15 protein-coding genes are annotated in these 14003 nt (G+C 63.2%); 2 read left to right on the forward strand and 13 right to left on the reverse strand.

The window, feature by feature from the left end:
• Positions 1-48 precede the first annotated feature (48 nt).
• From AC0NID_RS12880 to AC0NID_RS12910, 7 genes are all read right to left on the reverse strand, one after another.
• Positions 49-519 carry a MaoC family dehydratase gene (locus tag AC0NID_RS12880; RefSeq protein ID WP_473455970.1) on the reverse strand — a complete coding sequence of 157 codons (471 nt, stop codon included), beginning with the start codon at positions 517-519 and terminating at the stop codon, positions 49-51.
• Complete coding sequence (locus tag AC0NID_RS12885; RefSeq protein ID WP_473455968.1) at positions 516-986, reverse strand: MaoC family dehydratase; 471 nt, start codon at positions 984-986, stop codon at positions 516-518. The genes AC0NID_RS12880 and AC0NID_RS12885 overlap by 4 nt, the downstream gene beginning before the upstream one ends.
• 160 nt (positions 987-1146) lie before the next feature.
• Positions 1147-2121 (reverse strand): magnesium/cobalt transporter CorA, encoded by a 975-nt coding sequence (gene corA / locus AC0NID_RS12890; RefSeq protein WP_473455967.1) that lies wholly within the window; start codon positions 2119-2121, stop codon positions 1147-1149.
• 221 nt (positions 2122-2342) lie between these two features.
• The gene (gene ychF, locus AC0NID_RS12895; RefSeq protein WP_473455966.1) at positions 2343-3446 is read right to left on the reverse strand and encodes a redox-regulated ATPase YchF; all 1104 of its coding nucleotides are present in this window, start codon (positions 3444-3446) and stop codon (positions 2343-2345) included.
• Positions 3447-3543: 97 nt separating this feature from the next.
• Entirely contained in the window at positions 3544-4275 is a 732-nt protein-coding gene (gene pth, locus AC0NID_RS12900) for an aminoacyl-tRNA hydrolase (protein ID WP_473455965.1), read from the reverse strand.
• Between the two features lie 23 nt (positions 4276-4298).
• Complete coding sequence (locus tag AC0NID_RS12905) at positions 4299-4943, reverse strand: 50S ribosomal protein L25/general stress protein Ctc (protein WP_145714726.1); 645 nt, start codon at positions 4941-4943, stop codon at positions 4299-4301.
• 293 nt (positions 4944-5236) lie between these two features.
• Complete coding sequence (locus AC0NID_RS12910; RefSeq protein WP_473455964.1) at positions 5237-5677, reverse strand: MarR family winged helix-turn-helix transcriptional regulator; 441 nt, start codon at positions 5675-5677, stop codon at positions 5237-5239.
• 149 nt (positions 5678-5826) lie between these two features.
• Between AC0NID_RS12910 and AC0NID_RS12915 the strand changes: the two genes are divergently transcribed.
• Positions 5827-6669 carry an alpha/beta fold hydrolase gene (locus tag AC0NID_RS12915; RefSeq protein ID WP_473455963.1) on the forward strand — a complete coding sequence of 281 codons (843 nt, stop codon included), beginning with the start codon at positions 5827-5829 and terminating at the stop codon, positions 6667-6669.
• 73 nt (positions 6670-6742) lie between these two features.
• On the opposite strand, the gene AC0NID_RS12920 is transcribed toward AC0NID_RS12915, so the two are convergent.
• On the reverse strand, positions 6743-7984 hold the full coding sequence (locus AC0NID_RS12920; RefSeq protein ID WP_473455962.1) for an MFS transporter: 1242 nt from the start codon (positions 7982-7984) through the stop codon (positions 6743-6745).
• Positions 7985-8096: 112 nt separating this feature from the next.
• Between AC0NID_RS12920 and AC0NID_RS12925 the strand changes: the two genes are divergently transcribed.
• Positions 8097-8942 (forward strand): AraC family transcriptional regulator, encoded by an 846-nt coding sequence (locus AC0NID_RS12925; protein ID WP_473455961.1) that lies wholly within the window; start codon positions 8097-8099, stop codon positions 8940-8942.
• Positions 8943-9042: 100 nt separating this feature from the next.
• Here the strand turns inward: AC0NID_RS12925 and AC0NID_RS12930 are convergent, their stop codons facing one another.
• The 5 genes from AC0NID_RS12930 to AC0NID_RS12950 form a co-directional block, all read right to left on the reverse strand.
• Positions 9043-9978, reverse strand: coding sequence for a ribose-phosphate pyrophosphokinase (locus AC0NID_RS12930; RefSeq protein WP_473455960.1), 936 nt, complete (start codon positions 9976-9978; stop codon positions 9043-9045).
• A 166-nt stretch (positions 9979-10144) separates the two neighbouring features.
• A complete protein-coding gene (locus AC0NID_RS12935) occupies positions 10145-10777 on the reverse strand; it encodes a hypothetical protein (protein ID WP_473455959.1) in 633 nt (210 codons plus the stop codon).
• A gap of 52 nt (positions 10778-10829) precedes the next feature.
• Positions 10830-11981, reverse strand: a complete 1152-nt coding sequence (locus AC0NID_RS12940) for a M24 family metallopeptidase (protein WP_473455958.1) — start codon at positions 11979-11981, stop codon at positions 10830-10832.
• Positions 11981-12775 (reverse strand): peptidoglycan editing factor PgeF, encoded by a 795-nt coding sequence (gene pgeF / locus AC0NID_RS12945; protein WP_473455956.1) that lies wholly within the window; start codon positions 12773-12775, stop codon positions 11981-11983. The genes AC0NID_RS12940 and pgeF overlap by 1 nt, the downstream gene beginning before the upstream one ends.
• A 119-nt stretch (positions 12776-12894) precedes the next feature.
• Positions 12895-13983 (reverse strand): class I SAM-dependent methyltransferase, encoded by a 1089-nt coding sequence (locus AC0NID_RS12950; protein WP_473455955.1) that lies wholly within the window; start codon positions 13981-13983, stop codon positions 12895-12897.
• Positions 13984-14003: the final 20 nt, after the last annotated feature.

Below are 14003 nucleotides of genomic sequence, written 5' to 3' on the forward strand. Positions count from 1 at the left end.
AGGCGCTGCTTACCTTCTCCCACCAGAAGGGGAGAAGTAAGAGACGCCTTACCCCACCTTCACCAGCACGGCGCTTTCGAACTCGATGACCTTGTCGCCGCGCGAATCGAATGCCTCCGAGCGCAGCGTGAGCAATCGCCAGCTCGGGCGCGAGGCGATGGGGCGGTGCGCAAGCGCCGTGCGGGTGAAGGTCACCGTTTCTCCGGCATAGACGGGCTTCGGCCATTTGAGGTTCCTGAAGCCGGGCGATGGGCCAAATTCGGGCAAGGGATCCGGTCCGGTCCAGCGGGCGCCCTCGGTCTCCATGCGGGTCTCGAGGTTCAATTTCATCCACATGGCGGCAGTGTGCCAGCCCGAGGCGCACAGACCGCCGAACACGCTCTTCTTCGCTGCCTCTTCGTCGAGATGGAAAACCTGCGGATCGTATTTCCTGGCGAAGGTCTTGATCGCCTCGGATTCGAATGTGTGCGAACCGAGTGTGACGGTGACGCCGATGCGGAAGAACTCGTCCAATGTCATGAGAGACCCTGTGCGGCATCACGCGCGAGGAACATGACGGTGTTCTCGAGATCGAAGACGCTTTCGCCGCGCTGGTTGAAAAGCTCGCTGCGCATGGTGACAAGGCCAAGCTGGGGCTTGGACCTGGACAGGCGCCTGGCAAGGACGGTGGTGGTGCCGCTCAGGATGTCGCCGGCCAGCACCGGCTTCTTCCAGCGGACCTGATCGACGCCGGGCGCGCCCTGGCAGGTCGAATCGAGCAGGAAGGCGTCGCACAGCATGCGCATGAACATCGCGCAAGTGTGCCAGCCGGAAGCCGCCAGCCCGCCGAGAATGCTGGCCTTGCCCGCAGCCTCGTCGAGATGCATCGGCTGCGCATCGAATTCCCCGGCGAATTCGATGATCTCCGCCGCGCTCACCAGCTTCGTGCCTAGGTCGAGGGAGACGCCCTCGACGAAGTCCTCATAGGCCCAAGTCTTTTCCGTCATGGTCTGGAATTCTTTCCGGTCATGGTCTGGAATCCGGTTCAGGGTTGTACGATCGCGACGGATCGGGGTTCCCGGATGCAGGCGGGGCGGGATTTGGTCAAGTAATTTCTACTGCGCCAGGCCATCGCGCCGAACGGACAACAGAAAGCTTCGACGGGCCCTACAACCAGCCGCGGCGGCGGAAATACCAGTAGGGCAGGATCGCCGACATGATCATCAAGCCGATGGCGAAGGGGTAGCCGAACTGCCATTTGAGCTCCGGCATGATGTCGAAATTCATGCCGTAGATCGAAGCGACCAGCGTCGGCGGCAGGAAGATGACCGCGGCGACGGAAAAAATCTTGATGATGGCGTTCTGCTCGATCGAGATCATACCGAGCGTCGCGTCGAGCAGGAAGTTGATCTTCTGCGACAGGAAGGTGGCATGGTCGGCGAGCGACAGCACATCGCGCGACAAGGTCTTGATGCGGGCGCGGATGTCCTTGCTCATCCTGGTCTGGGTCGAGGCGTGGGTGAGGAAGCCGGCGAGCCGCTGCAGCGAGATCAGGCTGTCGCGGATCGAGGAGGCGATGTCCTCCTTGCGGCCGATGGCCTTCAGCAATTCCTGGAAGTCGCGGTTGCGTTTGGAAGCCTTGGTCGAGCTTGCTTCGAAGATGTCGCGCGAGATCGTCTCGATGTCGCGGCCGGCGCGCTCCAGGATGTCGGCGAGGCGGTCGACGATCGCCTCCAGCAGGCCGATCAGGATGGTGTCGCCGCTGGTGCAGCCGGTTGCCACCTTTTCGGCGCGCAGCGGGAAGGTCTTGAAGGCCTTCGGTTCGTGATAGCGCACGGTGATCAGCCTGTTGCCGGCCAGCACGAAGGTGACCGGCGACATCAGGGGATCGTCGGCTTCGGTCTGGGCCGGTAGAATGGCGGTCATGAAATAGGCGCCGTCCTCGACATAGAGGCGGCTCGAAATCTCGATCTCCTCCATCTCCTCGCGCGTCGGAATGGCAACACCGAGCCAGGTCTCGATGGTCGTTTCCTCTTCCTTGGTCGGGGTCATAAGGTCGGCCCAGACGATCTTGTCGCTGCTTTCCAGAAGATCGTCGGCGATGCGCAGGCGATCATTGTCCACGACGAATGCCTTGATCATCGCCGGATCTCCCTTGCTGTGGCCAAAGAGCGGTGCGTTCGGTCGCGATGCGTCGTTTCGGATTGCACGGGACGGCTTTCGACGAAAGCCCGAGCCGGTTGCAGACGCCCCTTAGACCGGGCGTTGCGGGCAGTCAAGCCGCGCGGGAGGACCTGTGCGGCGCGTACGAGGCTGTGCTCTCTCCGGCGGCCATGATGGCGGCCGGCGCGCCGTCGGTCGGCTCAAGTGTTGAACTTGAACAGCATGATGTCGCCGTCCTGGACGACATATTCCTTGCCTTCGTCGCGCGCCTTGCCGGCTTCCTTGGCCGCCACTTCGCCGCCCAGCGTGATGAAGTCGTTGTAAGCGATGGTCTGGGCGCGGATGAAGCCGCGCTCGAAATCGGTGTGGATGACGCCCGCCGCCTGCGGCGCCTTGGCGCCCTTGTGCACGGTCCAGGCGCGTGTCTCCTTCGGCCCGACGGTGAAATAGGTGATGAGCTGCAGCAGCTCGTAGCCGGCGCGGATCACCTTGTTCAGGCCAGGTTCCTCGAGGCCCAGCGTTGCGAGGAATTCCATTTCCTCATCGTCGCTCAGCTGCGCTACCTCGGCTTCGATCGCCGCGGAAATCACCACGGTGCGGGCGCCTTGCGCGGCAGCCATCTGTTCGACCGCCTTGGTGTGCGCGTTGCCGGTTGCGGCGTCGGCCTCGGCCACATTGCAGACATAGAGCACGGGGTGCGACGTCAGCAGGTTCAGCCCCTGCAGGATGCGCAGATCCTCCGCGGAGATGCCATTGAGCAGGATGCGGGCGGGCTTGCCGGCCTGCAGGAGCTCGAGAGCGGCCTCCATCATGGGAAGCACGGTCATCGCCTCCTTGTCCTTGCCGGAAGCGCGCTTGCGGAATTGCACGATGCGGCGCTCGAGGCTGTCGAGGTCGGCGAGCATCAGCTCGGTCTCGACGGTCTCGGCGTCGGCGACGGGATCGATGCGATCCTCGACATGGGTGATGTCGTCATCCTCGAAGCAGCGCAGCACATGGACGATGGCGTCGACCTCGCGGATATTGGCCAGGAACTGGTTGCCCAGCCCTTCACCCTTCGAGGCGCCGCGCACGAGGCCGGCGATATCGACGAAGGAGATGCGGGTCGGGATGATCTCCTTCGACTTGCCGATCGCCGCGATCTTCTGCAGGCGCGGGTCGGGCACCGCCACCTCGCCGGTGTTCGGTTCGATGGTGCAGAACGGATAGTTGGCGGCCTGCGCCGCCGCCGTCCTGGTCAGCGCGTTGAAAAGCGTCGACTTGCCGACATTGGGCAAGCCAACGATGCCGCATTTGAAACCCATTTTTGTCCGGTCCTATCGGGAAATCGAAATTTGATGAGGGCTATGGGCGAAAGCGCCGACGATCGTCAAGCCCTCCAGCCGCGATCGGTGGCGAGGCTCAATCCTTGCCGCCGAACAGCTTCTTCAGCATGGCGGCCATCGGGCCGATTTCAGGCGGCTTGATTGCCGGCTGCTGCGGCCGCGCCTGACGGATATGGCTCTGCTGTTTTGGGGTTTGCTGTTTCGGGGCTGGCTTTTCCGGCTCGGGCGCGGCGCCGGTCTTGCCCTGAACGGCGAGGCTGAGCTTGTTCATGAAGCCGGATTCGTCGCCCTTGACGATCATTTCCGCATGAGCACCGATGGCGTCGATCAGCGGCTCCAGCCATTCGCGGTCGACTTTGGCGAAATCGCCAAGCACATGATGGTGGACGAATTCCTTGACGCCGGGGTGGCCGACACCGATGCGCACGCGGCGGTAAGCGTTGCCGACATGGCCGTCGATCGAGCGGATGCCGTTGTGGCCGCCTGCGCCGCCGCCGGTCTTCACGCGGACCTTACCGTCCGCGAGGTCGATCTCGTCATAGAAGACGGTGAGCGCCGAGGGGGTGAGCTTGTAGAAGCGCAGCGCTTCGCCGACCGACTGGCCGGAATTGTTCATGAAGGTCTGCGGCTTGATCAGGACGATCTTTTCGCCGCCAAGCGTGCCTTCGGCGATCAGGCCCTGGAACTTCTTTGACCAGGGCGAAAAGGAATGGCGGCGGGCGATCGCGTCCGCCGCCATGAAGCCGACATTGTGCCGGTTGTTGGCGTATTTCGCGCCCGGATTGCCGAGGCCTGCAAACAGCAGCATCGTCACCTCCGGGCGGAAAGGGATTACTTCTCTTCTTCGTCGGCAGGAGCCGCTTCGGGTTCAGCCGCTTCGACCGCCTCTTCCGTCTCCGGCTTCATCGCCGAGGAGCCGGCAATGGTCGCGATGGTGAAGTCGCGGTCGGAGATCACCGGCTTGACGCCGGCCGGCAGCTTGATCGCCGAGATGTGGATCGAATCGCCGATATCGGTGCCTGTGAGATCGACGGTGATGAATTCCGGGATCGCATTGGCCGGGCAGTGGAATTCGACCTCGTGACGCACGATGTTGAGCACGCCGCCGCGCTTGATGCCGGGCGACTTGTCCTCGTTGACGAAGTGGACCGGCACGTCGACATTGACTTCGGTGTCCTTGCCGATGCGCAGGAAATCGACATGGACCGGGAAATCCTTGACCGGATCGAGCTGGAAGTCCTTGGGCAGGACCTGGATCTTCTTGCCGTCGACATCGATCGTGGCGATCGTGGTCAGGAACCCGCCGCCATGGATCTTGTAGTAGATGTCCTTGTAGGTGAGGGCAATCGCCAGGGGAGGCTGCTTGTCACCGTAGATTACTGCAGGCACTTTACCGTTACGGCGAACTGCACGGGCGGACCCCTTACCGACCTGTTCGCGCGCTTCGGCCTTGAGCTCGTAAGAAGCTTGGCTCATGGCATTTCCTTTCGCGTTGTTCTGGAGCGTTCGCGGCCGGCGAGGTGCCTGAGCCGTAAACGTCGAAAGCCGTCATGGCTATGCATGATCTGGTCCAAAATCTTTTTGGGATCACGCAGGCCGGACAGCCTTCCGCCGCGTTGCCTCCAAGGGTGTCTACGCGGGTGGCGGCTCTATAGCGGAAGGTGCGGCGGGGTGCAAGCCGTGGGGCGAAGGCGCTTGAAGACGATGGTGATCGCCGAGAAAATTGGCGACGCAGGTTCACTTTGCTTTCCCCTGTTACTCCGCAATATTTAACGTCGGTATTCCTGCTTCCCGTTCAGCGCATCGCGCAGCGCCTGGATTTGGCGGTTCAGGGCATCAAGCTGAGACAGTGTCACGCCTGAGCGCTCGATCAGGGTTTCGTTAAGGCAGTTGCACCGGACCAACAGCGCGCGACCGGCGGCGGTCAGGTCGACCTGCACCTGGCGCTCGTCGGTCTGGCTGCGCTGGCGGGTAACGAGCCCTGCCTGTTCCATGCGCTTCACCAGTGGCGTGATGGTGCTCGATTCCAGAGCGAGCCTGTGCGCAATCGTGCCGACCGACATACCGTCGGCCTCGGCAAGTGCGTTCAGCACGAGATATTGCGGATAGGTGATCCCCATCTCGTCCAGCATCGGCTTGTAGGTGCGGTTGATCGCCATGCTGGTGGCGTAGAGCGTGAAACAGAGCTGATTGTCCAACGGGAGAGGCACGATGCATTCCTTTGCCGACTGAGCATTCCGATATGTACCACGAAAAATGATATCGCGATATATATTTTTGTGGACAAAGGTACCGTTCTGCGCTAGTCACATTGTTATCGCGATATTGATTATCGCGAAAAAAATCGATGGAGATTGAAATGACCAAGCCCGGCAGCAGCACGATCATCACCAAGGACGGAACCGAGATCTTCTACAAGGATTGGGGAACAGGCCAGCCTGTCGTCTTCCATCACGGCTGGCCGCTGAGCAGCGATGACTGGGATGCCCAGATGCTGTTCTTCCTGTCGAAGGGCTACCGCGTCATTGCCCATGATCGCCGCGGCCACGGCCGCTCGACACAGACCGATACTGGCAACGAGATGGACACCTATGCCGCCGATGTCGCGGAACTTGTGGCGCATCTCGACCTCAGGGACGCCATCCATGTCGGGCATTCGACCGGCGGTGGCGAAGTGGCCCGCTACGTCGCGAAGTATGGTTCCGGCGGCCGTGTCGCCAAAGCGGTGCTGATCGGCGCGGTGCCGCCGATCATGTTGAAGACGCCAGCCAATCCCGGCGGCCTGCCGATCGAGGTCTTCGACGGTTTCCGCTCCGCCCAGGCCGCCAACCGCGCCCAGTTCTTCCGCGATGTTCCAGCCGGTCCGTTCTACGGCTTCAACCGTCCGGGCGCCGAAGTCTCGCAAGCGGTGGTCGACAATTGGTGGCGCCAGGGCATGATGGGCGGCACCAAGGCGCATTATGATTGCATCAAGGCGTTCTCGGAAACCGACTTCACCGACGACCTGAAAGCAATCGACGTGCCGGTGCTGGTCATGCATGGCGATGACGATCAGATCGTTCCCATCGCCGATTCGGCGCTGCTGTCGGTCAAGCTGCTCAGGAAGGGCGAGCTCAAGATCTACAAGGGCTTCCCGCATGGCATGGCGACGACCCATGCCGATGTCATCAATGCCGACCTTCTGGCCTTCTTCAAGGCCTAGAGTATTTTCGGAATTGAATAGAAAGCATTCGCCTGAGGCGGGTGCTTTTCCTATGTCGCAGCCTAGGTCGCGTTCACCTGCTCACCGCGCCGGCTTCCCTGCGCGCTTCCTTCATGTTCGGCAGGAACACCGTCAGTAGGCCGAGCAGCGGTAAATACGAGCAGATCTGAAAGACGAAGTCGATGCCTTTCAAATCGGCGACGACGCCGAGCACGGCGGCGGCGATGCCGCCCACGCCGAAGGCGAAGCCGAAGAAGATGCCGGCGATCATGCCGACGCGGCCGGGCACCAGTTCCTGCGCGAAGACGACGATGTTGGAGAAGGCCGAGGACAGGATCAGGCCGATCAGCACCGTCAGGATCATCGTCCATTCCAGGTTGGCGTAGGGCAGGGCCAGCGTGAAGGGCAGCACGCCGACGATCGAGAACCAGATCATCGCCTTCTGCCCGTAGCGGTCGCCGAACGGACCGCCGAGCAGGATGCCCAGCGCAGAGGCGCCAAGGAACAGGAACAGCATGACCTGCGACACCTGCACCGATACGCCGAATTTATCGATGGCGTAGAAGGTGTAGTAGCTGGCGAGGCTGGCGATGTAGGCGTTCTTGGTCAGCACCAGCAAGGTCAGTACCGCCAGCGCGCCCATCACCCTGCGGCGCGGGAAGGGCGAGACGAAACCCGCCGCCTTGCGGTCGGCGAGCGAGGCGCGCAGGCGGCTGTACCAGCCGCCGACCCGCCACAGCACGATGATGCCGATCAGCGATCCTACGGCGAACCACGCAATGCTGGCTTGGCCGAACGGCACGACGATGAAGGCAGCCAGCAGCGGCCCGATGGCCTGGCCGAGATTGCCGCCGACCTGGAACAGCGATTGCGCCAGGCCGAACCTGCCGCCCGAAGCAAAGCGGGCGATGCGCGAGGATTCCGGATGGAAGATCGCCGAGCCGATGCCGATCAGCGAGGCGCCGATCAGCAGCAACCAATAGTGTCCGGCATAGGCCAGGACGATCAGGCCGATCAACGAGGCGGCCATGCCGTAAGGCAACGAATAGGGCATCGGCCGCTTGTCGGTGACCATGCCGATCAGCGGCTGCAGCAATGACGCCGTGACCTGGAAGGTGAAGGTCAAAAGGCCGATCTGCCAGAAATCGAGACCGTAATTGTCCTTCAGCAGCGGATAGATGGCCGACAGCAGCGACTGCATGATGTCGTTGACACAATGGCAGAAGCTCACCGCCAAAATGACGGTGAAGGCGGTCGCCTGCGCCGAAGCGTGGCTGGCTGGCGCGGCGGGCGTTGTCGCTGTGGTATCGGTCAAGGCAGGCTCCGTGGTCTTTTCGGCAGGCGATGCCGCGGGAGCGCTTATAATCCCGTTGCGCAGCGACTTCTTTCGTGGTTTGGTCCAATAGTTTCGCGAGTGGGCCACTACCATGGCAGAACTGATATCGTATCTAGAGGCGCCGCCCGGCGATCTCGGCCGGCTGCACCGCGAGCGGCTGGCCTGGCTGGAGGGAACCAGCGGTCCGATCGTGGCGCTGCCGTCGGAATATCCGGACGGCTACAACGTGCCCCATCATCATCACAGCCGCAGCCAATTGCTGCACGCGCTGCGCGGCGTGGTGCTGGTGACGACGCAGCAAGGCCGCTGGATGGTGCCGCCCGACCATGCGATGTGGATACCGGCGGGCATTGAACATTCCGTCGAAATGCTGGGCAATGTCAGCATGCGCTCGGTCTATGTCACGCCCGATGCGATAGAGGGCCTGCCCACAAGGCTGCGCGTGGTTGGGATGACGGACCTGATGCGCAGCCTGATCATCGAGGCGGTGACGCTGCCGGCCGAACCGCGGCCGACCGGGCGGACGGGCCTGGTGCTCGGCCTTTTGCTGCACGAGATACCGAACCTGCCCGAGCAGCCGCTCGGCCTGCCTTTCCCGTCCGACGCCAGGCTGGCGGCACTTTGCCGGCGCTTCGTAGCGGCGCCCTCGCCGCATGCAACCATCGACGAATGGGCCGATATCGTCGGCATGAGCCGCCGTTCCTTCACCCGCGCCTTTCATCGCCAGACCGGATTGTCGCTGTCGACATGGCGCCAGCAGGCCTGCCTGTTCGCGGCCTTGCCGAGGCTGGCGGATGGCGAGCCGATCACAAGGGTGGCGCTCGACCTCGGCTATGACAGCGTGCCGGCCTTCACCACCATGTTCAGGCGCATGTTGGGAACCTCGCCGCGCGGCTATATGCGCGGGTCAAGGGACAGCGTCAGGGCGTCGGGGTAGCCCCGAACCTTCGGTTCGGAAAGGATCATGCACAAAATCAAAGCACCACAGCGCCCTTTGCGCGTCCGCTGGAGGCGCGGCGCTGTAGCGGAGGCAGATTTCAGTCGAACAGGCTCGACACCGATTCCTCGGTCGCGGTGCGCGAGATCGCCTCGCCCATCAGGTCGGCGATGGAGATGACGCGGATGTTGCTGGCGTCGAGCACGCCTTGCGTCGGCTGGATGGAATCGGTGATGACCAGTTCCTGCAACTTCGAGCCGTTGATGCGGGCGATGGCGCCGCCGGACAAAACGCCGTGGGTAATGTAGGCGGTGACGCTGGTGGCGCCGCCGGCTAGCAGCGCATCGGCCGCATTGCACAAGGTGCCGCCCGAATCGACGATATCGTCGATCAACAGGCAATCCTTGCCGCGCACGTCGCCGATGATGTTCATGACTTCCGATTCACCGGGGCGCTCGCGACGCTTGTCGACGATCGCCAACTGGGCATCGATGCGCTTGGCGAGCGCGCGGGCGCGGACCACGCCGCCGACATCCGGCGACACGACCACGACATTGGCAAGCTGCTTGTATTTCGCCTTCACGTCGCGGGCCATGACCGGCACGGAAAACAAATTGTCGGTCGGGATGTCGAAAAAACCCTGGATCTGGCCGGCGTGGAGATCCAGCGTCAACACGCGGTCGACACCCGCCCGCGTGATCATGTTGGCGACCAGCTTGGCCGAGATCGGCGTGCGGCCCGAGGCGCGGCGGTCCTGCCTGGCATAGCCGAAATAGGGAATGACCGCCGTGATGCGCTTGGCCGACGAGCGCATGAAGGCATCGATCATGATGAGCAGTTCCATCAGGTGATCGTTGGTCGGGAACGATGTGGACTGGAGGATGAAGACATCCTCGCCACGCACATTTTCCTGGATCTCGACGAAGATTTCCTGATCGGCGAAGCGCCTGACGCTGGCTTTGCCCAGCGGGATGTTGAGATAGCGGGCGACCGCTTCGGCCAGCACCCTGTTGGAATTGCCCGCGAAGAGCTTCATGCACCGTTCCTGGTGAAGTATGGAGACTCTGACAGACTCTCTTGAGCCTCTCAGTCGGGCTTTTAGCGGCCCGTGCCGGTATTGCAAGCGTCGTGATCGGGAATCCGCCGGCTAATCTCAATAAACGTTTTCGGCGAGGGCAGCCGGCAACATGCCAGCCCGCCAGTCAGCCCGCTTGACCGCCAAGCCATGTGGCGAACTGGTCGATCGTCTGGTCGGCGATCGTCTGCATGGTCTCCGGGGCGACCGCAGCCCAGCCTTCGCCACCATTGGCCGAGGGCGCCTTCTGCTGGCCGTTGATGCGATGCAGCCGATTGCCTGCCGGGTCATAGACGTCCCAGACATAGATGACGGTGGTGTCCTTGCCTTCCGACATCGTCGAGAAATAGCCTTTCAGCACGTGCGTGGGGGTCTGGCCGGCGCTGCCGGCCAAGGTGATGCCGCGCTGCTTGGCCCGCGTCTGAAGCTCCGCGGTCAGCGGTGTCGCCGCTTCCACCGAAGCGCCGACGATCGGCGCCACCTGCAGGCGGGTTCGTGCGATGACGGCGGCGCTCGTTGCGGGCGTGGTTGCGGGCTGCGCTGGGGCCGAAGGTTGTGCCGTCGCGGAAGGCTGTGCCGTTGCGGAAGGCGGGGCGGTCGTTGGGGTAGCCGTTGCGGTCGTGCCGGTCCCGGCCGTGGGCACGGCCTGCGTCGACTGCGCAGCGATGGCCGAGGGTTCGAGAACGTCCTTCGCACTGGTGCAGGCGGCCAGCGTCAGCGCCGCGAGCAGTGACACGGTCGTCACATGCGATCGCCTCATTGCCTCAAAACTCCCTGGCGTGAACGCCCCTTGCATTCTTGCCATTATGGATTCATCGCACGATCAAGTCGAGATCATGGCGGGACAGCGGCTTTGGCTGCGACTCGGTCGTCAGATAGGTGCGGCCAAGCGTCATCGCGGTCTCGGTTTCGGAGTCCATGATGATCATGTGGGCGAACAGCGTCATGTTTGGCGCGATGGGTTCGGGATTGCCCTGATAGAACATCGGCATGTCCATCCATGACGGGGTGAAGCGGGCGCCGAGCGAATAGCCGCAGGCATTGAGCCGGTGCTTGGTCAGATTGTGGGCCTCGAGCGTGCGGGCATGCGCGTCGAACACGTCGCCGAAGGTATTTCCGGGCGTCATCGCCTTTTCGACGGCCAGAAGTGCGGCGCGCGCGGCATCGAACAGTTCCTGGTGTCGCTTCGACACCTTGCCGGTCAGCACCGTGCGCATCATCGCCGCGTGGTAGTGATGGAAGACGCCAGCCCATTCGAGCGTCAGCTGATCGTTCTTGGTCAGCTTGCGGCGCCCGGCCTTGTAACGGCAAAGCAGTGCGTCCGCTCCTGAGCCGATGATGAACTCGTTGGCCGGATAGTCGCCGCCGCCGGCAAAGATCGCGCCCTGCATGGCGGCAAGGATCAAGGCTTCGTCGCCACCCTGCTTGATCAGGGGAAGGGCTGCGTCCAGCGCGTCGTCGGCGAGATTTGCGGCCTTTTCCGCCTTGGCGATCTCGGCCGGGCTCTTGAACAGGCGCAGCCGGTTGATGATGCCGGAAGCGTCGGCGATCTGGCCAAAGGTCTGCAATTGCTCGTCCAGGCGCCGGCCATTGTAGGCGGTCAGGCCGTGGGTGTCGTATTCGACGCCGATGCGGGCGCCGAGCAGGTCGAGGTCGTTGAGCAAATTGCGCAGGTCGATCGCCGGATTGGCGCCGTCGCGATCGGTCCACAGCACGATGTTGTCGATGATCGAGGTTTGGCGCGCCTGGCGCAGATCGGCCGAGCGCGTGAGCAGGATCATCGATCCGTCTGCCTTCACCACCAGGCACTGGAAGAAGCAGAAGCCGAACGTATCGTAGCCGGTCAGCCAGTACATGCTCTCCTGCGCAAACAGCAGGACGGCATCGAGCTTCTTCTCGGCGATCTCGATCATCAGCCGATCGCGCCGCGCGTCAAATTCCGACCGTTCGAAATGCAGCGCCATTATTCCGTCTCCAAAACGATTGCCGAAATCTGCCGTCCGTAATCCGGCTCCTTGCGATGCACGGTGCGCCGGTAGGAATAGAACAGATCCTCCTCGGCGTAGGTGCAGCGGCCGAGCCTGTCGGCGGTCACGCCCGCCCGGGTCAGTCGATCGACCGTATAGAGGTTGAGGTCGAACATTGCATGTCCCGACTTCGCGGCAGGCGCGAAATAGCGGATGTTGTCGGCGTCGGCCTCGACGAAGCGGGCGACGAATTCCGGCCCGACTTCGTAGTTTTCGGGGCCGATGGAAGGACCCAGAACCGCAACGATGCGCTCGCGCCGGGCGCCAAGACCTTCCATCGCCGCGATGGTGTTTTCCAGCACGCCCGACAAGGCGCCCTTCCAGCCGGCATGGGCCGCGCCGATGATGCGAACCTCGGCATCGGCGAACAGGACCGGTCCGCAATCGGCGGTCGAGGCGCCGACGGCAATGCCCGGCCGGTCGGTGACGATGGCGTCGGCCTTCGGCCGCTCGCTGGAAAAAGGTTCCCTGGCGATGACGACGTCGGGCGAATGGATCTGATGGGCGGTCAAGAGATGGCTTGAAGGCACGCCCATCCAGTCGGCGACGCGGCGGCGGTTCTCGGCTACCTGCGTCTGGTCGTCGCTCGAGCCGGTGCCGATGTTGAGTCCCCGGTAGATGCCGCCGGAAACGCCGCCGACGCGGGTGAAATAGCCGTGGCGAATGCCTTGCGCCCGCGCCTTTTCCAGCAAGGGCGACCGAACGGGATCCGGTTTGGTCTGATTCAGCATGGCGGCGTTGTTGTCCGTGTGGGCGATTTCGTCAAGCTACACTCCAAAGATCGATCTGCGACGGTCCAAGATCGGCGACGGTCGAAAGTCGCGAGAGTGGGAGAGGCGGAAGCGAAAAGTCAATCCGCCGTTGCAAAGGGCTGAACGGCGATGCCGGCAGGCAGGACGGCGAGCACCTTGAAGAGGTCGCCCATCGCCTGCGGGCCGGCGAGGCGTTCGACCTCGCCCGCAATCTTTTCGCGGGTCGCCTCATTGGCATTAGCGCCGAGCTGGCCGGCGCGTTCGAGAAGCCCCATTCCCACCAGGAATTCGCCTTGCGTGGAGAGATGCGCATCGAGGCCATGCGCCCGCACAATCGCGGCAAGGGCGGAGAAATCGACATGGGCGGTGAGATCGGCTTCGCCCGGATTGGCCAGCACGTCTTCGTGCTCGTGCTTGCGCAGGGCCTGCAACGTGTCGCCGACCCCTGGCCGGACGTAGCCGTAGTCGGGGAATAGCCCGGCGCCGCCACGACTGGATATGCGCTCGGAGATGGTCGCCATCAAGGCGGTGCGAGCCGGCGCGACTTCGACGATCGCGCCCTGTGGCGCGTTTTCGGCGTCGCTCGGCAACAGCGCCGGATCGACCGAGCCGGCGCCGGCGAAGAAGCGCAATTCGTCCGCGCCGTCGAGGCCGATCATTCGTTCGCGCCAACCTGTTCCGGCGCGGACGAACTGTCGGATGGGCACCGCGTCGAACAATTCGTTGCCGACGATGAAAAGCGGGGTCTGCGGCAGCGTGTCGATGGTCTCGTGCCAGCCGACTTTGCCCGGCGTGGCGGCCAGCGTATGCTTCTGGACTTCGGCCAGCCGCGGGCTGGTCTCGATCATGGCGAAGGATGCGCCGGCGGTGAGCGCCGGATCGAGCCGCGAAAGCGTCCGCAGCATATCCTTCATCAGCGTGCCGCGTCCGGGGCCGATTTCGGCGATGGTGACCGGCATCGGCCGGCCGGTCGCCAGCCAGGCTTCGTAGAGCCAGACGGCGACCAGCTCGCCGAACATCTGGCTGATTTCCGGCGCGGTGACGAAGTCGCCGGCTGCCCCGAACGGCTCGCGCGTCGTATAGTAGCCGTTCCGCGGATCGAACAGGCAAAGCCCCATGTATTGGTTGACGGGTATCGGCCCGGCCGCACCGATCAGCTCGACGATGCGGGTTTTCAGCCGGGTCATACCGGCTGCGATTTCGTCAC

It is taken from the genome of Mesorhizobium sp. WSM4821 (assembly GCF_055901555.1).